Source organism: Mycobacterium sp., from assembly GCF_039583785.1.
GTDB lineage: Bacteria > Actinomycetota > Actinomycetes > Mycobacteriales > Mycobacteriaceae > Mycobacterium.
In genome coordinates, this window is the sequence record NZ_JAVKSG010000066.1 from 1 (window position 1) to 19,199 (window position 19,199).

At 66.6% G+C, this 19,199-nt stretch carries 18 protein-coding genes and 2 riboswitches; of the genes, 8 read left to right on the top strand and 10 right to left on the bottom strand.

Going from position 1 to position 19,199, the window contains the following annotated elements:
- Positions 1 to 476: 476 nt before the first annotated feature.
- A riboswitch (TPP riboswitch) is annotated at positions 477 to 585 on the top strand.
- The 4 genes from thiC to ABDV69_RS16765 all read left to right on the top strand — a co-directional run bounded on the left by thiC (position 579) and on the right by ABDV69_RS16765 (position 5,265).
- Positions 579 to 2,225: a phosphomethylpyrimidine synthase ThiC gene (gene thiC, locus ABDV69_RS16750; protein WP_343576401.1), complete on the top strand. Its 1,647-nt coding sequence runs from the start codon at positions 579 to 581 to the stop codon at positions 2,223 to 2,225. Its footprint overlaps the riboswitch before it by 7 nt.
- Positions 2,222 to 3,052: a bifunctional hydroxymethylpyrimidine kinase/phosphomethylpyrimidine kinase gene (gene thiD, locus ABDV69_RS16755; RefSeq protein WP_343576403.1), complete on the top strand. Its 831-nt coding sequence runs from the start codon at positions 2,222 to 2,224 to the stop codon at positions 3,050 to 3,052. The genes thiC and thiD overlap by 4 nt, the downstream gene beginning before the upstream one ends.
- 2 nt (positions 3,053 to 3,054) lie before the next feature.
- Positions 3,055 to 3,675 carry an alpha/beta family hydrolase gene (locus ABDV69_RS16760; protein ID WP_343576434.1) on the top strand — a complete coding sequence of 207 codons (621 nt, stop codon included), beginning with the start codon at positions 3,055 to 3,057 and terminating at the stop codon, positions 3,673 to 3,675.
- 102 nt (positions 3,676 to 3,777) lie between these two features.
- Complete coding sequence (locus tag ABDV69_RS16765; protein ID WP_343576404.1) at positions 3,778 to 5,265, top strand: NAD(P)/FAD-dependent oxidoreductase; 1,488 nt, start codon at positions 3,778 to 3,780, stop codon at positions 5,263 to 5,265.
- A gap of 46 nt (positions 5,266 to 5,311) precedes the next feature.
- On the opposite strand, the gene ABDV69_RS16770 is transcribed toward ABDV69_RS16765, so the two are convergent.
- The 6 genes from ABDV69_RS16770 to thiO all read right to left on the bottom strand — a co-directional run bounded on the left by ABDV69_RS16770 (position 5,312) and on the right by thiO (position 10,575).
- Positions 5,312 to 6,793: a M28 family metallopeptidase gene (locus tag ABDV69_RS16770; RefSeq protein ID WP_343576406.1), complete on the bottom strand. Its 1,482-nt coding sequence runs from the start codon at positions 6,791 to 6,793 to the stop codon at positions 5,312 to 5,314.
- Between the two features lie 11 nt (positions 6,794 to 6,804).
- Positions 6,805 to 7,806, bottom strand: coding sequence for an anti-sigma factor RsbA family regulatory protein (locus ABDV69_RS16775; RefSeq protein WP_343576408.1), 1,002 nt, complete (start codon positions 7,804 to 7,806; stop codon positions 6,805 to 6,807).
- A 38-nt stretch (positions 7,807 to 7,844) separates the two neighbouring features.
- The gene (locus ABDV69_RS16780) at positions 7,845 to 8,603 is read right to left on the bottom strand and encodes an SGNH/GDSL hydrolase family protein (RefSeq protein ID WP_343576409.1); all 759 of its coding nucleotides are present in this window, start codon (positions 8,601 to 8,603) and stop codon (positions 7,845 to 7,847) included.
- A 10-nt stretch (positions 8,604 to 8,613) separates the two neighbouring features.
- A complete protein-coding gene (locus ABDV69_RS16785) occupies positions 8,614 to 9,375 on the bottom strand; it encodes a thiazole synthase (RefSeq protein ID WP_343576410.1) in 762 nt (253 codons plus the stop codon).
- A complete protein-coding gene (gene thiS / locus ABDV69_RS16790) occupies positions 9,368 to 9,565 on the bottom strand; it encodes a sulfur carrier protein ThiS (protein ID WP_343576412.1) in 198 nt (65 codons plus the stop codon). The genes ABDV69_RS16785 and thiS overlap by 8 nt, the downstream gene beginning before the upstream one ends.
- Entirely contained in the window at positions 9,559 to 10,575 is a 1,017-nt protein-coding gene (gene thiO, locus ABDV69_RS16795; RefSeq protein ID WP_343576415.1) for a glycine oxidase ThiO, read from the bottom strand. Before thiO ends, thiS begins: the two co-directional genes overlap by 7 nt.
- Positions 10,566 to 10,729: riboswitch (TPP riboswitch) on the bottom strand. It overlaps the preceding gene by 10 nt.
- Before the next feature lie 24 nt (positions 10,730 to 10,753).
- Here thiO and thiE point away from each other — a divergent pair.
- Entirely contained in the window at positions 10,754 to 11,425 is a 672-nt protein-coding gene (gene thiE / locus ABDV69_RS16800) for a thiamine phosphate synthase (protein WP_343576418.1), read from the top strand.
- Here the strand turns inward: thiE and ABDV69_RS16805 are convergent.
- A complete protein-coding gene (locus ABDV69_RS16805) occupies positions 11,397 to 12,020 on the bottom strand; it encodes an NUDIX hydrolase (protein ID WP_343576420.1) in 624 nt (207 codons plus the stop codon). The genes thiE and ABDV69_RS16805 overlap by 29 nt on opposite strands.
- 163 nt (positions 12,021 to 12,183) lie before the next feature.
- Here ABDV69_RS16805 and glnX point away from each other — a divergent pair, with 163 nt between their 5' ends.
- Genes glnX through ABDV69_RS16820 form a run of 3 tightly spaced genes read left to right on the top strand, consistent with a single transcriptional unit; the run spans position 12,184 to position 16,735 of the window.
- Positions 12,184 to 13,503: a protein kinase G-activating protein GlnX gene (glnX, locus tag ABDV69_RS16810; RefSeq protein WP_343576421.1), complete on the top strand. Its 1,320-nt coding sequence runs from the start codon at positions 12,184 to 12,186 to the stop codon at positions 13,501 to 13,503.
- Positions 13,500 to 14,471 carry a glutamate ABC transporter substrate-binding protein gene (locus ABDV69_RS16815; RefSeq protein WP_343576423.1) on the top strand — a complete coding sequence of 324 codons (972 nt, stop codon included), beginning with the start codon at positions 13,500 to 13,502 and terminating at the stop codon, positions 14,469 to 14,471. Before glnX ends, ABDV69_RS16815 begins: the two co-directional genes overlap by 4 nt.
- A complete protein-coding gene (locus ABDV69_RS16820) occupies positions 14,471 to 16,735 on the top strand; it encodes a serine/threonine-protein kinase PknG (RefSeq protein WP_343576425.1) in 2,265 nt (754 codons plus the stop codon). The genes ABDV69_RS16815 and ABDV69_RS16820 overlap by 1 nt, the downstream gene beginning before the upstream one ends.
- A 194-nt stretch (positions 16,736 to 16,929) precedes the next feature.
- On the opposite strand, the gene ABDV69_RS16825 is transcribed toward ABDV69_RS16820, so the two are convergent.
- From ABDV69_RS16825 to ABDV69_RS16835, 3 genes are all read right to left on the bottom strand, one after another.
- Positions 16,930 to 17,451 (bottom strand): hypothetical protein, encoded by a 522-nt coding sequence (locus ABDV69_RS16825; RefSeq protein ID WP_343576426.1) that lies wholly within the window; start codon positions 17,449 to 17,451, stop codon positions 16,930 to 16,932.
- Between the two features lie 660 nt (positions 17,452 to 18,111).
- Positions 18,112 to 18,489 carry a transposase gene (locus tag ABDV69_RS16830; protein ID WP_343576429.1) on the bottom strand — a complete coding sequence of 126 codons (378 nt, stop codon included), beginning with the start codon at positions 18,487 to 18,489 and terminating at the stop codon, positions 18,112 to 18,114.
- A complete protein-coding gene (locus ABDV69_RS16835) occupies positions 18,420 to 18,776 on the bottom strand; it encodes a hypothetical protein (RefSeq protein ID WP_343576432.1) in 357 nt (118 codons plus the stop codon). The genes ABDV69_RS16830 and ABDV69_RS16835 overlap by 70 nt, the downstream gene beginning before the upstream one ends.
- Between the last annotated feature and the right edge of the window lie 423 nt (positions 18,777 to 19,199).

Below are 19,199 nucleotides of genomic sequence, written 5' to 3' on the forward strand. Positions count from 1 at the left end.
CGTTGTCAATCAAGATCAGGACGGTAGAGCCGCTTTCCGAAAAGCTGTCCACCGTGCGGATCGCTTCTTCGGTCATTGTTCCCCCTCGGAGTCAATACGACCCGCTGGATCGTTCAGCCACCCGGGTAGAAGACGACTCTCCGAGATCGTGGCACCCGCAAACGACTTCTAGCCGAGATGTTCGGCTCCGGTAAGAATATTACCCGTGAGTAAATGTACATTGTGTGCAGTACCGCCGCAAGCTCGCATGCCAAAAGGTTTGTGGAGCCTGCAGGTCGACGATGAGCACTCGGGACTCGTAGGCTGCGGCCTGCTGCAGCGCGTGAGCCACCTGACCGGAGTTCGCCCGCGGTGCTGGAATCGATCTCCCCTGAGGCGTGTACCCGATAACGCCGCTGGCCCACCGATCTGGTCAGAACCTCAGCATGTGGGCCCGCCCGACGCTTCGACTGCGCTAGCGTGGGTAACCCAACCGAAAATACAAACGCGGGAGCGCACGCCCGGTGCGCTGAGAGGACGGCTCGGGGCCGTCGACCGTACGAACCTGACCGGGTAATGCCGACGTAGGGAGAGAAAAAGTGACTGACTTGGTAGTTGAACCGACCGTGACCACCGGCGCCATCGCCGGCAGCAGCAAGACCTATCGCAGCATTCAACGCCCCGATGGCCACCATCTCCAGGTGCCGTTTCGGCGGGTGAATCTGTCCAACGGCGAACACCTCGACCTCTACGACACGTCGGGCCCTTACACCGACCCCGACGCGGTGATCGACGTTCATGCGGGCCTGCCGGCTCGTCCGGGCGTGGTTCGCGATCGCGGCACTCAGCTGCAGCGGGCGCGCGCCGGTGAGATCACCGCTGAGATGGCGTTCATCGCGGCGCGCGAGCAGATGCCCGCCGAACTGGTTCGCGACGAGGTGGCGCTGGGGCGCGCGGTGATCCCGGCCAATTACAACCACCCCGAGAGCGAGCCGATGATCATCGGCAAGGCGTTCGCGGTCAAGGTCAATGCCAACATCGGCAACTCGGCGGTGACGTCGTCGATCGCCGAAGAGGTCGACAAGATGGTGTGGGCCACCCGGTGGGGCGCCGACACCATCATGGACTTGTCCACCGGCCGCGACATTCACGCCACCCGCGAGTGGATCATGCGCAACTCGCCGGTGCCGGTCGGCACGGTGCCGATCTATCAGGCGCTGGAGAAGGTCAACGGCGATCCGACCGAGCTGACCTGGGAACTGTACCGCGACACCGTGATCGAACAGTGCGAGCAGGGTGTCGACTACATGACCGTGCACGCCGGGGTGTTGCTGCGGTATGTGCCGCTGACCGCCAAGAGGGTGACGGGCATCGTGTCGCGCGGCGGTTCGATCATGGCGGCCTGGTGCCTGGCTCATCACCGGGAATCGTTCCTGTACACCAACTTTGCCGAGCTGTGCGATATCTTCGCCCAGTACGACGTGACGTTCTCCCTCGGCGACGGTCTGCGGCCCGGCTCAATCGCCGACGCCAACGACGCCGCCCAGTTCGCCGAGCTGCGCACGCTGGGCGAACTCACTAAGATCGCGAAAGCCCATGGCGCGCAGGTGATGATCGAGGGCCCGGGCCACGTCCCGATGCACAAGATCGTCGAAAACGTGCGGCTGGAAGAGGAACTGTGCGAGGAGGCCCCGTTCTACACGCTGGGGCCGCTGACCACCGACATCGCACCGGCCTACGACCACATCACCTCCGCGATCGGCGCGGCGATCATCGCCCAGGCCGGCACCGCGATGCTGTGCTACGTCACACCCAAGGAGCACCTGGGTCTGCCGGACCGCAAGGACGTCAAGGACGGGGTGATCGCCTACAAGATCGCCGCGCACGCCGGCGACCTGGCCAAGGGTCATCCGCATGCGCAGCAACGCGACAATGCGTTGTCGCAGGCGCGTTTCGAGTTCCGCTGGCACGACCAGTTCGCGCTCTCGCTCGACCCCGACACCGCACGGGAGTACCACGACGAGACGCTGCCGGCCGAGCCCGCCAAGACCGCGCACTTCTGCTCGATGTGCGGCCCGAAGTTCTGCTCGATGCGCATCACGCAGGACGTCCGGGACTACGCGGCCAAGCACGGACTGGAAACTGAAAAGGACATCGAGGCGATGCTGGCTGCTGGCATGGCGGAGAAGTCGGCCGAGTTCGCCGAGCACGGCAACCGGGTGTATCTGCCGCTCGCCCAGCAGTGAGTTACCTGCCGCTGGCACCGCCGGGTGCGACGCCAGCGCGGGTGCTGACCATCGCCGGGTCCGATTCCGGCGGTGGCGCCGGCATGCAGGCCGACATCCGCACCTGCACCCTGCTGGGCGTCCACACGCTGTGCGCGGTGACGGCGGTGACTGTGCAGAACACCTTGGGCGTCAAGGACTTTCACCCGATCCCGGCCGAGGTGGTCGCGGCGCAGATCGGGGCCGTGAGCGACGACATCGGGTGCCACGCCGCCAAGACCGGGATGCTGGCGACAGCCGAGATCATCGAGGCTATCGCGCAGAGTTGGCGTGCGCACGGCGCGGGCGTGCCCTTGGTCGTCGATCCGGTGTGCGCGTCGATGCACGGCGATCAGCTGCTCGACGGTTCGGCGCTGAATGCGCTTCGCAGCGAACTGTTTCCGCTTGCCACGCTGGTGACGCCCAACCTGCACGAGGTGCGACTGCTGGTGGACATCGACGTCGTCGATTCGGTGACGCAGGCCGAGGCGGCCCGCGCGTTACATGCGCTCGGCCCGCAATGGGCGATGGTCAAGGGCGGACACTTGCCCGGGTCGGCCGGCAGCACCGACGTGTTGTTCGACGGCAACGACTTCCACGAGTTCTGCTCGCCGCGGGTGAACACCGTTCACGACCATGGCGCCGGCGACACCCTGGCGGCGGCAACGGCGTGCGCGTTGGCGCACGGCCACACCCTGCTCGACGCCGTCGCATTCGCCAAAAGCTGGGTGACCGAGGCGCTCCGGGCCTCCTACCCGCTGGGGCACGGCCACGGCCCGGTGTCGCCGCTGTTCAGGCTGCAACCGTGACCTTGGGTGTCGAGCAGATCGCGGGCGTCGCCCATGAACCCGTCGGCACGCCGGCCGGCGTGGTGGCGCTGACGCACGGTGCCGGCGGCAATCGGGAATCGCTACTGCTGCAACGCCTTTGCGATGAGTGGGCCCGGCGCGGCTGGCTGGCCGTGCGCTACGACCTGCCGTTCCGGCGGCGACGGCCCAAAGGTCCGCCGTCGGGTTCGGGGACCACCGACCGCGCCGGAATCATCGAGGCCGTCACGCTCTGTCGCGACCTGGCCGACGGTCCGCTGATCGCCGGGGGCCATTCCTACGGCGGCCGGATGACCTCGATGGTGGTGGCCGCCAAGGAGGCGAACGTCGACGTGCTGACGCTGTTCTCCTACCCGGTGCATCCACCCGGCAATCCCGAGCGCGCCCGCACCGAACATCTGCCCGACATCGCCGTGCCGACGGTGTTCACCCACGGCACCTCGGACCCGTTCGGCTCGCCGGACGAGGTGCGCGATGCCGCCGCGTTAATTGCCGCGCCGACCCAGATCGTCGAGATCGCCGGCGCACGGCACGACCTCGGTTCGAAGACGCTCGACGTGCCCGGATTGGCAGTCGCGGCAGCGCTTGACCTGCTCGGCCATTAGCTCACCGCTCTGGTCGGCCCGCGCTCGACGACGAAAGCCGAGCCCGGCGTGCCGCGCCGAGGGGTCCATCGGTACCGAGAGTACCCCGTATATTATTGCGCCATGACTTCGGAGCGATTCGAGGCCCTCATCGTCGGGGCCGGCTTCGGCGGTATCGGCGCGGCCATCCAGCTCAAGCGCATGGGTATCGACGACTTCGTCATCCTCGACCGCGAGGACGACCTCGGCGGAACCTGGCACGTCAACCACTACCCGGGCCTGGCCGTCGATGTCCCCACCACCACGTACTCGTACTTCTTCGAGCCGAACCCGAATTGGTCGCGGCTGTTCACCCCGGGACCGGAGATCAAGCAGTACGCCGCGAGAGTGGCCGACAAGTACGACGTGCGCCGGCACATGCGGTTCAACACCGTCGTGGAAAGCGCGCGCTGGGACGAGGAGATCCGGCATTGGCAGGTAGCGCTGTCCGGCGGTGACGTGCTGTCGGCGCGTTACCTGATCACCGCCACCGGGTTCTTGTCTCAGCCGAAGACCCCCGACATCCCGGGGATCGCCAACTTCGAGGGCAAGGTCATCCACACCACCGAGTGGGACGATGATTACGACCCCACCGGCCGCCGGGTCGGGATCATCGGGACCGGCGCCACCGCGGTGCAGCTGATCCCCAAACTCGCCGAGAAGGCTGCCGATCTCACCGTCTATCAGCGCACCCCGATCTGGGTGGCGCCGAAGGTGGACCCGCGGTTCTCCGATCGCGCCAAATGGCTGTTCGCACGCTTCCCGTGGACGCAGCGGGTGATCCGAACGATCACCGACACCATCTACGAGTTCATGCTCACCGTCCTGGTGCGGCGCCGAGTTCCAATGTTCGTGCGGTTCCAGATCTCCGCGATGGACATCTGCAAGATCAACCAGTTCGTGGCGATTCGCGACAAGGAATTGCGCCGCAAGCTCACCCCCGACTACGACCTCGGATGTAAGCGGCCGACGTTCTCCAACACGTACTTTCGCAGCTTCGCCAAACCGCACGTGCACCTGCAGGCTGACGGCATCGAACGCGTCGAGGCCGACGGCATCGTCAACGCCGACGGGTCGAAGACGCACATCGACACGCTGGTGCTAGCCACCGGATTCGACCTGTGGGAAGCCAACTTCCCGGCCATCGAGGTGATCGGCCGCGACGGGCGCAACCTCGGAAAGTGGTGGCGCGACACGCGTTTTCAGGCATACCAGGGCGTGTCGATGCCCTACTTCCCGAACTACCTGAGCCTGGCCAGTCCGTTCGCCTTTCTCGGTCTGAACTTCTTCAACACCATGGAGTATCAGATGCGGTTGATGGACCGGCTTTTCACCGAGCTTAAGCGCCGGGGTGCGGACACCTTCGAGGTGACCGAAGAGGCCAACGCCGCCTACCGCGACCGGATGACCGAACTGCTGGGCGACTCGGTGTGGATTATCGGGGACTGCGCCACGTCACGGTCCTACTACTTCGACCCCAGCGGGGAACCCTCGCTGCTGCGCCCGATGGCCACCTCGACAGCGATCGAAGAGGCGTCGAATTTTCCGCTGAGCGACTACGCGATCAGCTGAGCACTGTCGCTGCATTGAGCACCGCCGGGTAGGCCGAATCGCCGGCTCACTTCGTGGTGAGCCGGTGGCGGGTCCGATCCTCGCGGACCGGAACGCCGTTGCGGCCGGACAGGTCCTGAGCGTAAAAGCCTGTCACATAGGCAACCCCGCCGCCATTGACACCCAACTCGGCACGGTCGATGTGCTCCAACGTGTCGGTGCTCTGGTGATAGTTCGGGTCGAACGGCTGGTCCGCGGTGCCACCCCAGAGTTTGGCCTGCTCGGCCGACTTCTTGTTCTCGGCGCCGGAGAACAGCCCGCCGGCCGGGATCCCGGCCTGGGTGAAGCCGTCGTAGTCGGATCGGCCGTCGAACGACGTGTCCTGCGGGGTCTTGCCGGCGGAATTGAGGTAGGCGGCCAGCTCCCGCTCGATGCCGGCGGAGCCCTCCGGCACCACCGGGCTGCCCCGCTTGTCTGCCGGCAGCGACTGGTCGCCGTCATAAGTGAAGTAGCCCGGGTTCGGCGACGCGAGCATGTCGAAGTTCAGATAAAGCGCAATGTCCTTGAGTGCGTTGACATCCAGTGAATCCACGTACTTGTGCGACCCGATCAGGCCGAGTTCCTCGGCGCCCCAGAAGCCGAACCGCACCGCGTTGTGGATGCCCGGCGACGGCCCCAGTTGCAGCGCGGTCTCGAGCACCGCGGCCACGCCGGACCCATTGTCGTTGATGCCGGGCCCTTCCGGGACGCTGTCGAGGTGCGCTCCGGCCATCACCACGTTGCTGGTCGAGCCGGTCTTGGTCTGCGCCACCACGTTGCGGGCCGAGATGGTCTTGGTGTCCGCGGACAGGTGCACCGTCGCCGGCCCGACACTCGAGCGGAGCAGCGCCCCATCGGATTTGGAGACCCCGACGACCGGGATCTTGACGTCGTTGGCCTCGCCCAGGGTGCCGGCGATGTGCTCCTCGACAACGTTGTCCGCGACGACCATCGCCAATGCGCCCCGCTGCGCCGCGGCGCCCGCCTTCTGCGCGAACGGGCAGGTGCCACGATCCACCAGCACGACGGCGCCGTTGGCCGGAAGGTGGTCGTAGTCGGCGGCCGCACAGCCCGGGCTGCCGTCGGCCGGGAAGGCGACCAGCGGACCGGTCACCCCTTCCGCTGGGGCGCCGACGCTGTACTCCAGCGCCCGCGCGTCGAACTTCTTGCCACCGACGGTCACATCGCCGGGGTCGGCGTGGAAAACGTGCGCATCGAACGGCATGGTCTGGACGTCGAAACCCTTGTCCCGCAACTTGCCCACGACGTAGTCGACGCTGGCGTCGTAGCCCGGTGTGCCGACCGCGCGAGTGTTGTTGTTGGCGTTGGCGATGTCCTGCAGCTTCGTCAGGTGGCCCATCATCGCGTCGGTGCTGACCCGCCCGCGCAGGGCGGCGGCGAAATCTGGGCCCGAGGTCTGCCTGAGCGAATTGGCGGTGCCCGAGGACGCGCATCCGCCCAGCATCAGAGTCGCGACCGCGACAAGTATCGGTGTTGTTTTGATAGCCATCGCGCCCCAGGTTAGACGCACTCGGCCTGTTCTGCGGGGTCGTGGCGCAGCAGACACGCGTGGATCGTGGTACCGGCAGACGTCGCGTGGGTGCGCATCAGGTCGGCGATCGCGTTGACGACGAACAGCCCATAGGGCCCGATGCCACCTCCGGCCGGCCGCTGGCGGCCGGCGAGCGGGTTCGCCCAGCGGCCCGTGTCGCGGGCCTCGCAGACCACGAACCCGCTCTCGAACCAGAACGCCAGGCGGCACGGTCCACCGGCATGGTCGAGGCTGTTGGTGGCCAGTTCGGTGGTCACCAACACAAGGTCGGCGATCCGGTCCGCGGTCATTCCGACCAGTCGCCCGTAACGTTCCGCGCATCGGCGGGCGTCGGCCAAATCCAGCGCGTGCTCGACGGTGTAGGTGACCGCGGCCGGGTGGGTCGCCAGCGGCTGGTTGCACTTGTCCAGGGCGGTGTCGACGGCGTATTCCGGGCAAGGTCGACGCGACCCGCCCTGCCAGACCTGCGGATGGGTGAGGCCGACGTGTGCCAACACGCTCGGGTCCAAACCCGATGCGTCGTATGGGCACAAACCCGTGACCTGCAAACCCGAGAACGCGATGTTGGTGAGCGCCTCATGCTGCAGGCAGGCGAGGTATTCCCACTCTGTCCGGCCCGCCCACGCCGGCTCGGCGATGACACGCACGTGCTTTTCTGGGTGCGCATCGATGAATGCATGCTGGCCCGCGATGAGTCGCCCGGGATTGCGGCCCAAATCGGTGATGTCGGCCATGGTCACCTGGTCCGCAGCACCTCCCAGGGCGCCGCGCAGTGCGGGCAGTTTGTTCCCTGGGACCGCGAGCATGACGGGCTGCCGTTGGCTGAGCCCGTCTTGGATGAAGTGCACCAACACTTCGACGTATTCGCGCTCTGATTCGTAAAGGAGCGCGCAATGATCGAATCCGCGACTGTACACGTGTGCTTTCACTGTCATGTCGACGGACAAATCCCCCGGCAGTGTTCTCTGCATGGACGTTACGTTGATGTACCCAGGCGCCGAAAACCTAATCAGACTCCGTTGATCTGCCGCAGGATCAGGTCGGCAGCAGCGCGCATACCTGCAGCGTTGGGATGAAATGGCGCCGGGCGCCAGGGCAACGGCCAGCCCGCACCCACCGTCCAGGGCTCCGGCGACCAGGCGTGGTGCTCGCGGCTGGCCTGCCCGGCGCGCACCACCTCGCATCCGGTGGACTGCGCGGCCGCCGCGGTGGCTTCCTCCAGTCGCTCCGCGACGAATCGACCCAGGTCGGCCTGCGCGGTCGACAGCGGCGGGGCCGCAACCCCGGACGGGGGCAACAGCGTGAGGTAGTCGACGAACATCACCCGGGCCCGCGGGGCCCGCCGGCGCACCGCGGTTCCGACGGCGCTCAGCGCGTCACCGACCCCGTGCAGCGCTTGTTCGCGAGCGCCGCGATCGAGGAGCTCACGGATCGACGGCAGTTTCCGAAGCAGCGCCGGCAACGCAGCGCCCATCAACAGCGGCACGTAGCCGACGTCGTTGCCGCCGATGGTGATCGTCACGAATGTCTCGGAGCCGTCCAGCGCCTCGATCTGGGGCGGGGCGCTGCGCTGACGTTCGGTCAGCAGGTTGGCGGTCGTGGCGCCGGAGAAAGTGACGTCGGCCAGATCGAGGCGCAGCTGCTCGGCGACCAGATGGGCGTAGTTGCGCGCCGAGCGGCCCGATCCGAACGGCGCTCCCGGCGCGGACGGCTTGATGCCGGGCCCGGCCGCCATCGAACTGCCCAGCGCCACATAGCGCGCGGTCATATGCGGGGGCTCAATTGCCCGACGGGCTGGACGCCTGCGCCCAGAACCGCTTCGGGATGCGCCCGGCGCGCCGGGCCAGGTATCCCGCGGTGACAGCGGCGGCCATCGCGGCGGCCATCGCGGGCGGGTCGGCGGCGCGGGTCACGGCGGTCGCCAGCAGCACTGCGTCGCAGCCCAATTCCATCGCGAGCGCGGCATCGCTGGCGGTGCCGATACCCGCATCGAGCACGACGGGAACGCCGGCTTGGGCGACGATCATCTCGATGTTGTGCGGGTTGGCGATTCCAAGTCCGGTGCCGATCGGCGAGCCGAGTGGCATGACCGCCACGCATCCGGTGTCTTCCAACCGCTTGGCCAGCACCGGGTCGTCGTTGGTGTACGGCAGCACGACAAAACCGTCGTCGACCAATTGCTCTGCGGCCCGGATCAATTCGACGGCATCGGGCAGCAGCGTACGCTCGTCGGCGATCACTTCCAGCTTGACCCATTCCGTCCCGAGCGCCTCGCGGGCGAGTTGCGCGGTGAGAACCGCTTCGGCTGCGCTACGGCAGCCCGCGGTGTTGGGCAGCGGCGTAATGCCCAGTCGGCTCAGCAGATCGAGCATGCCGGTGCCGCCCTCGGCGTCGACTCGGCGCATCGCGACGGTGGTCAATTCGGTCCCGGATGCGATCAGGGCTTCTTCGAGGACGGCCAGGTTGGCCGCTCCCCCGGTGCCCATGATCAGCCGCGAGGCGAAGCTGCGGCCGGCGATGGTCAGTTTTGCATCAGCCACCCTGCACCGCCGTCACGATCTCGATGTTTGACCCGTCGGAAAGCGTTGTAGCCCAACGTGATCGCGGCAAAACGGACTGGTCGACGGCCACCGCAACGCCGCGATCGGGATAGCCCAGCGACTGCAGCAGGTTCGCGACGGTCATCTGGTCGTCGACCTCGACCGGTTCGGCGTTGATACGGATCAGCATGTGTGCACTCCTACCGGAATGAGTTCGGACACAATCTGTTCAGCCGTCCACGGTGCCAGCAGGAAACCCGAGCGGCCGTGCCCCGCGGCGACCAACGTCCGCGCGTCCAGGCGCCCCACCAGCGGCAGGTTGTCCGGCGTCATCGGGCGCAGGCCGGCGACGCACTCGGCGAACTCGTATTCGCCCAGCGCCGGCATCACCGTGCACGCGTCGTCGAGCAGGTCACGCACGCCGGACACCGTGGGCGCGGTGTCGCGGCCGTGCTCGTACTGGGTGGCCCCGACCACCACCCCGTCGGCGCGCGGCACCACATATACCTGACGTCCATGCACGCGGGCCCGGATTACCCGTTGCGGCAACGGCATACACCCTTTACGCCAGCGCAATCTCAACACCTCGCCTTTGACCGGCCGAACCTGTAGACCCGGCCACAACGACGGGGCGTCGATCCCGTTGGCGATCACGACCGCATCAGCCCGCACAGAATCCAGGTCGGTCACCGGTTCGGCCCACTCGACACCCAACTGTTCGCATGCCGCCGATAGCGCATCCAGTAGGGCGCGATTGTCGACCGCCAGCTCGGTCGGAGCCCGAAAGCCATGCCGAATGCCTTGCGCCAGCATCGGTTCCACGTCGCGAACCGACGACTCCCAGATCACCGGATGCCCTTGCGCGGACAGCCAATGCGCGACCCTGCGCAGATCGGCGACGTCGGCGCGGTCGACGGCGACCACCAACGACTCGCGCGCGGTGATCACCCGGGCGGGCAGACCGTCGGTGAATCCGCCCCGCCACAGTCGCAATGATTCCAGGCCCAGCTGCAGCAGTCGCTCCTCGCCCGGCCAGCCTTCGCTGTGCGGGGCCAGCATTCCGGCGGCCACCCAGGACGCGCCGGGCTGCCCGGAGCGGTGCACCCGCACCGACCAACCGGCTTGGGCCGCGCGGCGTGCCACCGACAGCCCGATGACGCCGCCGCCGATGACGGCCAGCGATCCCGAGTCCGGTGGCATCTTCGCTCCCTTCGCCGGCATGATCCGGATCAGGTGTGACGGTAAGGGCCGGCGAGCCCACTCTCAGACCCCGGCTTGCGCGAATTGCTGAGCTTCTGCTCGGGCCGCACGGCCCGCGTCGTCGCCCCACCCTGGGACTCCCGTGTCGAGTCACCACGGTAGTCGTTAGCGTCGCGGTGTGCACCAATCCACCTCGAGGCTCGCCAGCGCCCGGCTCTACCTCTGCACCGATGCCCGTCGTGACCGCGGCGACCTGGCCGAATTCGCCGACGCCGCGCTGGCCGGCGGGGTCGACATCATCCAGCTGCGCGACAAGGGTTCGGCCGGCGAGCAGCAGCTGGGTCCACTGCCGGCACGCGACGAGCTGGACGCGCTGGAGGTGCTCGCCGACGCCGCGCGCCGGCATGGCGCCCTGCTGGCCGTCAACGACCGCGCAGACATCGCCCGCGCCGCTGGAGCCGACGTGCTGCACCTGGGCCAAGACGATCTGCCGCTGACCGTGGCGCGCGACATCATCGGGCCCGACCCGGTGATCGGCCGGTCGACCCACGATGCCGCACAAGTGGCCGCCGCGGTCGCCGAGGCCGTCGACTACTTCTGCGTCGGACCGTGCTGGCCGACACCGACCAAACCCGGACGCCCGGCGGCTGGGCTGTCGCTGGTGCGCTCCGCCGCCGAACTGGCCGGCGACAAGCCGTGGTTCGCCATCGGTGGCATCGACGCCGCGCGGCTGCCGGAGGTGTTGGACGCGGGGGCACGGCGGATCGTCGTCGTCCGCGCCATCACCGGTGCGCAGGATCCGCGGGACGCGGCCGCGCAGCTCAGTTCGGCACTTGCAGCAGCGAACTGAGCCGGGAACTCAACTGCGACGGTTGCTGGTCGGGATGGCCTGCCGTGCACCACACGAAGACGCCCTGCCCGATCTCTACCGTGCGTGGCAGACTGTCCCGCAATTGATCGTCGTGGCCCAGCGGCAACACCTCGGGAGCCGTCCGCAGTCGTCGCCAGCTGGCCGCGAACCCGGGGTGTAGCGGCAACTGGTCGACCTGGTCCTCGCCTACCCAGCGCATCTCGGCGCTTTCGACGTTGGCCACGGTCTGCAGCTGTTCGGGCGCGTCGGCGACGACGGTGGTGTACGTCCAATCGGTGCCACTCGCGACGGCGGTGATCACGCTGGCCCGCACCGACACCAACGTGCTGACCAGGCCGGCTTCTTCGTGCGCTTCCCGGACGGCGGCCTCTTCGGCGCTCTCGTGGCTGTCGCGGGCGCCGCCCGGCAGACCCCAGGTGCCGCCCTGATGGCTCCACGGCGCGCGGTGCTGCAGCAACACCGCTGGTGAACCGTCGGGTCGCGGCGCTCGAAGCAACAGACCGGCCGCGCCGAATCGCCCCCAATGTGGGCTGCCGGTGTCACTCACCACCCATCCGTCACCGTCGCCGCGCACGCGTTCATGGTAAGCACGCATGAATGGCGCGGCCTGTGTCGCGGAGCGGTAACGAGTCGGGAAATCTGAGTAGGCAGGTCCCCGCATCCGAAGGAAAAACTCTTAGACTTCACTTAATACAGTTCGTGACACGCACGCCCGAGAAGATGAGGCCCGAACAGACGTGACCGTTGAGTTGGCGCACCCGTCGACTGAGCCGCTGGGTTCGCGGTCGCCGATCGAACCGGCGCACAACCGCTGGTGGTTCGTGGCGACGACGCCAGGCCGCATCCTGTCCATCGGACTGGTGCTGGCCATCCTCGGCGGGCTCACCGCGTTCGCCACCTCCACCACGATCAACCAGCGCCAGCAGACGCTGACCACCGTGCTCCGCCACACCGAACCACTGGCATTCGCGGCCGGGCGGCTCTACACCACGCTGTCGGTGGCCGACGCCGCCGCCGCGACCGCGTTCATCGCGCAAGCCGAACCGCAGACCGTCCGCGAGCGCTACGAGCAGGCCATCACCGACGCGGCGGTGGCGGTGACCCGGGCATCGAGCGGTCTGACCGACGAACCGCTGGTGCAGTTGCTCGGCCGGGTCAACGCCGAACTGGCGGTCTACACCGGGTTGATCGAGATCGCGCGGACCAACAACCGGGCCGGCGACCCGGTGGGTTCGTCGTACCTTTCCGAGGCGTCCACGCTGATGCAGTCCACGATCCTGCCGGAAGCCGCACAGCTGTACAGCCAGACCGCGGAGCGGGTGGACACCGAAACCACCGCATCCACGCAAATCCCCGCCCCGGTGATCCTGGTAGTGACGACGACGGCGATATTCGGTGCGTTCGCCCACCGCTGGCTGGCCCGGCGCACCAAGCGGCGGATCAACCCCGGTCTTGTCGCCGGTGCGCTGGCAATTCTGGTTATGGTGGTATGGGTGGGAACCGCGCTCGCGATCTCCACTAGCGGCAGCCGCAGCGCCAAAAACACGGCGGCAGAGTCACTGAGGACGATCACGAATCTGTCCATCAGTGCGCAGCAGGCACGTGCCGACGAGACCTTGTCCCTGATTCGGCGCGGGGACGAAGAGGTCCGGAAACAGTCCTTCTACGAACGCATCGATGCCATGCACAGACAACTCGACGGATATCTCGCTCGTCGCGACGCCGTCGACAAGAGCGATTTACAGGGCGCTGACAAGCTGCTGAACCAGTGGCGCCGAGCCGACGACCGGATCAACTCCTACATCTCGGTCGGTGACTATCGCGCCGCCACTGCGGTGGCGCTGGGTAGCGGCGAGGACGACTCCACGCCCGCCTTCGACAAACTCGATCGCGCGTTGGTCAAAGCGATGGAGCAGAGTCGCCATGAATTGCGCGACGACATTATCAACGCGCGCGCCGGTTTGTCCGGCGCCACGGTCGGCGGCATCGTGCTCAGCTTGGGCGCGGCCATCGCCGTCGCTCTCGGGCTGTGGCCACGGTTGATGGAATACCGATGAGGCGCAGGCCGCCCCGGATGCTGTGCGCCGCCGCGCTGGCGATCTTACTGGCCGGCTGCGGCGCGTCGGGTTCGATGGTGGTCGCACCCGCGCCGACGCTGCCGCCGCCGACTCCGGCCGGGATGCAGCAGATGCCTCCGCAGCCGCCGCTGCCGCCGGACACGACCGCCGAGAACTGCGATCCCACGGCGAGCCTGCGGCCGTTCGACAACCGGGCCGACGCCGACGCCGCGGTGGCCAACATCCGCGCCCGCGGCAGGCTGATCGTGGGCCTGGACATCGGCAGCAACCTGTTCAGCTTCCGCGATCCGATCACCGGTGACATCGTCGGCTTCGACGTCGATATCGCGGGCGAGGTGACGCGCGACATCTTCGGAAATCCGGCGCAGGTGGAGTACCGAATTCTGTCGTCCGCCGAGCGAATCACCGCGCTGCAGAGGGGCGAGGTCGACGTCGTCGTCAAGACGATGACCATCACCTGCGCACGGCGCAAGCTAATCAACTTCTCCACGGTGTATCTCGATGCCGCGCAACGCATTCTGGCTTCACGCGACTCCCCGATCACGAAGCCGGCCGATTTGTCCGGGAAGCGGGTCTGCGTGGCCAAGGGCACCACGTCGCTGCAGCGGATCCGCGAGATCGCCCCGCCGGCCATCGTCGTCGAGGTGGTGAACTGGGCCGACTGTCTGGTGACGTTGCAGCAGCGGCAGGTCGACGCGATCAGCACCGACGACTCGATCCTGGCCGGGTTGGTGTCCCAAGACCCCTATCTGCACATCGTCGGGCCTAACATGGACACCCAGCCCTACGGCATCGGGGTCCAGTTGGACAACACCGGGCTGGTGCGGTTCATCAACGGCACGCTGGAGCGGATTCGTCGCGACGGGACGTGGAATACGTTGTACCGCAAGTGGTTGACGGTGCTCGGCCCCGCACCGGCGCCGCCCACTCCGAAGTACGTCGACTGATGGCCGAGCAGCCGGTGGAACCCGACAGCCAGGACGCGGACGACATCGGTGCGGGTACCCAGCCCGCCGACTTCATGGTGGACTCGTCGGCACAGAGCCGGCCGATGGCCACCCAGGCGATCTTTCGGCCCGACTTCGACGATGATGACGACCACGATTTCCTGATACATATCGGCGATACCGCGCCGACGGACCGGACGATGTCGGCCACCCGGGCTCCGGTTCGGCGGCTCGGCGGTGGACTGGTCGAGATCCCGCGGGTGCCCGACATCGATCCGCTCGAAGCGTTGATGCCCAATCCGGTTGTGCCGGAGTCGAAGCGGTACTGCTGGAACTGTGGACGGCCGGTGGGTCGATCGAGCAAAGGCAAGAAGGCGCAATTCGAGGGTAATTGCCCGTATTGCGGCAGTCCATATTCGTTCCTGCCGCAACTCAACCCCGGCGCCGTGGTGGCCGGCCAGTACGAGATCAAGGGTTGCATTGCGCACGGTGGACTGGGCTGGGTGTACCTGGCACTGGACCGCAACGTCAACGACCGCCCAGTGGTGCTCAAAGGCCTGGTGCATTCGGGTGATGCCGAAGCGCAGGCGATCGCGATGGCCGAGCGGCGATTCCTCGCCGAGGTGGTGCACCCCTCGATCGTGCAGATTTTCAACTTCGTCGAACACGCCGACCAGCACGGTGAACCGGTCGGGTACATCGTCATGGAGTACGTCGGTGGGCAATCGCTCAAGCGTCGCAAGGGCGGCAATCTTCCGGTCGCCGAGGCGATCGCCTACGTGCTGGAAATCCTTCCGGCCCTGAGCTATTTGCACTCGATCGGCCTGGTCTACAACGACCTCAAGCCGGAAAACATCATGCTCACCGAGGAGCAGTTGAAACTGATCGACCTCGGCGCGGTGTCGCGGATCAATTCGTTCGGCTACCTCTACGGCACACCGGGTTATCAGGCACCCGAGATCGTGCGGACCGGCCCGACAGTGGCCAGCGACATTTACACGGTAGGGCGCACGCTGGCGGCGCTGACGCTGAAGCTGCGGGCCCGCGGTGGTCGCTACGTCGACGGCCTCCCCGAAGACGATCCGGTGCTGGCCCAATACAACTCTTTCGGCCGATTGTTACGCCGCGCAATCGATCCGGACCCGAGTCGGCGATTCGCCAGCGCTGAGGAGATGTCCAGTCAGCTCACCGGTGTGCTGCGCGAGGTGGTTGCGCGGGACACCGGTGTGCGACGGCCTAGCCTGTCGACCATCTTCTCGCGTAGCCGTGCGACATTCGGCGAAGCGCTGTTGGTCGCGCACACCGACGTGTACCTGGATGGTCACGTGCACGCCGAGAAGCTGACCGCCAAGGAGATTGTCACCGCGCTGCAGGTGCCGTTGGTCGACCCCGCCGATGTCGCCGCGCCGCTGTTGCAGGCGACCGTGTTGTCGCAGCCGGTGCAGACGCTGGATTCGTTGCGCGCATTCCGGCACGGTGCGATGGATTCCGAGGACATCGACCTGTCGGATTCCGTCGAGCTGCCGCTGATGGAGGTGCGGGCGCTGCTCGACCTCGGCGACGTCGCCAAGGCCACCCGCAAGCTCGACGACCTGGCCGAGCGGGTCGGCTGGCGCTGGCGACTGGTGTGGTATCGCGGGGTCTCCGAATTGCTCACCGGCGACTACGATTCCGCGAGCAAGCATTTCAGCGAGGTGCTGGACACCTTTCCTGGAGAGCTGGCGCCGAAGATGGCACTCGCGGCGACGGCCGAATTGGCCGGCAGCTCAGACGAACACAAGTACTACGAGGCGGTGTGGAAGACCGACGACGGGGTGATCTCGGCGGCCTTCGGGCTGGCCAGGGCTCAGTCGGTCGAGGGAGATCGGGACGGGGCGGTACGCACCCTCGACGAAGTCCCGGCCACGTCACGGTATTTCACCACCGCGCGGTTGACCAGTGCGGTGACGCTGCTGTCCGGCCGGTCGGTCAGCGAGATCACCGAAGACCAGATCCGCGACGCCGCGCGACGGGTGGAGGCGCTGCCGCCCACCGAGCCGCGGGTGTTGCAGATCCGCGCGCTGGTGTTGGGTAGCGCATTGGACTGGCTCGGCGACCGAGAGGCCAGCACCAACCACATCCTTGGCTTCCCGTTCACCGAACACGGGCTGCGGCTCGGTGTCGAGGCGTCACTGCGGGGGCTGGCCCGGATCGCGCCTACCCAGGCGCACCGCTACAAGCTGGTCGACATGGCCAATCGGGTGCGGCCTACGAGCACGTTCTGATTGGGCATCGAGTGTGAATGTAGCGGGGATTTTGCCCACTAATTCGGCGCCGTGGTGTCACACGCCAGTCTCACGCGACATTTTGCGTGCGTCACGGGACATCACGCACTTCATCACAGAATATGCGGCAGGACAATTCATTAAATGCCCGCGGAAAGGGTTTACGGCCGGTCAGGGCGCCGAAGCGCGATAGTTTATTTGCACAGCCTGCCGATTTCGACACCTTCAGTATCAAGATCGTGGTGCAACGGGTCTATAACGGCAGGGCTTGCGGTCATTGCGAGGTAGTTGACACCCATCAGTTGAAGCGTATTGGCCACCGAAGCGACGGCTTTCGCCAGATCGGGTGGAGTCGCGGGTTCCGCAGCTAGCGTTTCTTTCAAGTATGAACCGCCCCCTAACATGGCCAACCGGACGTTTGCGGCCACCGAAAGCTGAGCGACCGGGTCGTCCGGACGCGGGTTGGGAGTGCCGTTCCAAACTGATTTGCGGATGGGCGCCCAAGCAGAGCAAACAATCGTCTTAGCCTGAGCGGATTGCTTGTCGCTGAAAGAGCGCGACACCCCAGGGTGTAGCCACGCCGCGATGGCTACGGCTGTAGCGATTACGGCGATAACCAGGGCCGCGATCGCGATCGAGCGTGGCGACTTCCACGTAGGAGAAGGTTTGCTATGGCTGCTCGCAGGGGCGCCCTCAGTGGTAGACGTATCAGTCATTAGGCGACGATATCGCATTAAACGGAAACCATCGTGGCTTTGCCGGGCCCGGTGACGCGAATTCTGCGGTTATCCAAGGGATTCGGCTGCCTCGGCTAAGCCGCCGTAGTGGCGATCGGGAACTGCGGCGTGTGACCTGACTTTTATCACTTTGGCCGCCCCAGTCGATCCGTAGGGCTGTGATCTGTGGGTTTGTGTTGGTGCTGGTGTTGATTTGTGCACTAGGACCGGGTTCGTAGGGTGCGGTGGTGGCCTATATCCGCACGGTGAAGACCATCTCGGGCGCGACTGCGGTGCAGACCTCGATTTTTCACGGGGGTGGGGGTTGGGCTGTCGGTAGCGGCGATCGGGTGAGTTGGTCCCGGTTTCCGGGACGGCGGTAGTCGGCGGCGCCGCGTGTCGTGCGGTGACGCCGGGTTCCACTGCCCGGTGCTGCTCAGCTCCTTCCTGGGTTGATCGGGATTGGTGGCCCGCTGTGATGGGATGGCTGCGACGCGGTGGAATGCTGTTTCGAGTTTGGTTGTCCACGGCCATGTTTTTCGGAGATCCGCAGGATAGTCTTGCGGGATCGTTTGATGATTCGGGCACCGACATGGAGCAGCCGGTAGCGCAGGGTCTGCGGTTCGGCGACAGCGAGGGCGCCGTCGAGCATCAGCAGCCTCATCCAGCACAGCAGGTCGCAGGCGATGGCGACACCTTGTGGCTGGAGTCGGCGCCGTCGATGGTGATCAACAGGTTGCGTCGGTGCTTGGCGGGCAGCGCGGCGACCGCGGCGTCGATGATCGCGATGTGGTCGGCGGCCGTGTTCGACCCGGCGTTGCCGGGCCGGGCGATGATCGCCAAGCATTCGCCGGTGTTGTCACACCACGCTGTGAGCGGGTGAAAGCCTTGGTCGCCCTTGAAATTGCCGGCCGCGTGCTGCTTGTCGCTGTAGGAGTTGACCAGGGTGGCGTCGATGCGGATGCCGATCACACCGTCGATGTCGCCGTAGCAGGTGGCAATCGGCGGAATCGAACCATGCCGGGCCTCGATGCGCAACCACACCTTCGTGCGGGTCCGAACGGGCCGCGGTGATCCTCGTGATCGCCTGAGCGTCGATCTCGCCCAGGGTCCGCCACGCCGTCGAGGTCGACGCCACCGGGCCCGAAGATCCGCTGCTGGTCACCGAGAACGCCGATGTCGCTGATCGAGGTCGCGCCATCAGCCATCGCCAACGACAGGTCGGCCAGCACCCGCCCGCGGTCGTGGATCACATCCGGGCGGGCCAGGGCATCGGAGAGTTCGCCGGTCAAACCGGTGCGGTCGGCCAGCATCCGGGTGATCACCGTCCCGGTGTGGGAGACGACATCATCGCCGCGGACCTCGATGTCCAGGACCTTGGACCAGTCAGTAGTAGTCAGAATCTGAGAAGTGCGCCCGTCCTATGGACTCTGGATTCGTTGACAAACCCCATTGTCCCAGTGCGAGCGCACTTTTCGCGTTCACGACACCCCGAACTCACCCATCACCGTGAAAAATCGAGGTAAGACCCGCCCGGCCTTGCAGGCCGGGCGGGTCTTACGGGCCGGTCAGACAGTCACGACCGCTCCGGTCGCCCCAGTCGCGCCAGTCGCGCCGGTGTCACCCGTGGCGCCGGTCGCGCCGGTCGCACCGGTGTCACCCGTGGCCCCGGTCCTGAGTTAGGACATTACCGGTCGGTAACTTGTGGTGCACAGCTGTGACCTGTGGGTTCCGGGGTGGGGGTTCGT

Coding starts and splice junctions, on each gene's coding strand:
- ABDV69_RS16820 (WP_343576425.1), top strand. CDS start 14,471: ATGGCCGAGCAGCCGGTGGAACCCGACAGCCAGGACGCGGACGACATC.
- ABDV69_RS16825 (WP_343576426.1), bottom strand. CDS start 17,451: ATGACTGATACGTCTACCACTGAGGGCGCCCCTGCGAGCAGCCATAGC.
- thiO (WP_343576415.1), bottom strand. CDS start 10,575: ATGCCACCGGACTCGGGATCGCTGGCCGTCATCGGCGGCGGCGTCATC.
- ABDV69_RS16765 (WP_343576404.1), top strand. CDS start 3,778: ATGACTTCGGAGCGATTCGAGGCCCTCATCGTCGGGGCCGGCTTCGGC.
- ABDV69_RS16780 (WP_343576409.1), bottom strand. CDS start 8,603: ATGACCGCGCGCTATGTGGCGCTGGGCAGTTCGATGGCGGCCGGGCCC.
- ABDV69_RS16770 (WP_343576406.1), bottom strand. CDS start 6,793: ATGGCTATCAAAACAACACCGATACTTGTCGCGGTCGCGACTCTGATG.
- thiS (WP_343576412.1), bottom strand. CDS start 9,565: ATGCTGATCCGTATCAACGCCGAACCGGTCGAGGTCGACGACCAGATG.
- ABDV69_RS16815 (WP_343576423.1), top strand. CDS start 13,500: ATGAGGCGCAGGCCGCCCCGGATGCTGTGCGCCGCCGCGCTGGCGATC.
- ABDV69_RS16775 (WP_343576408.1), bottom strand. CDS start 7,806: ATGCAGAGAACACTGCCGGGGGATTTGTCCGTCGACATGACAGTGAAA.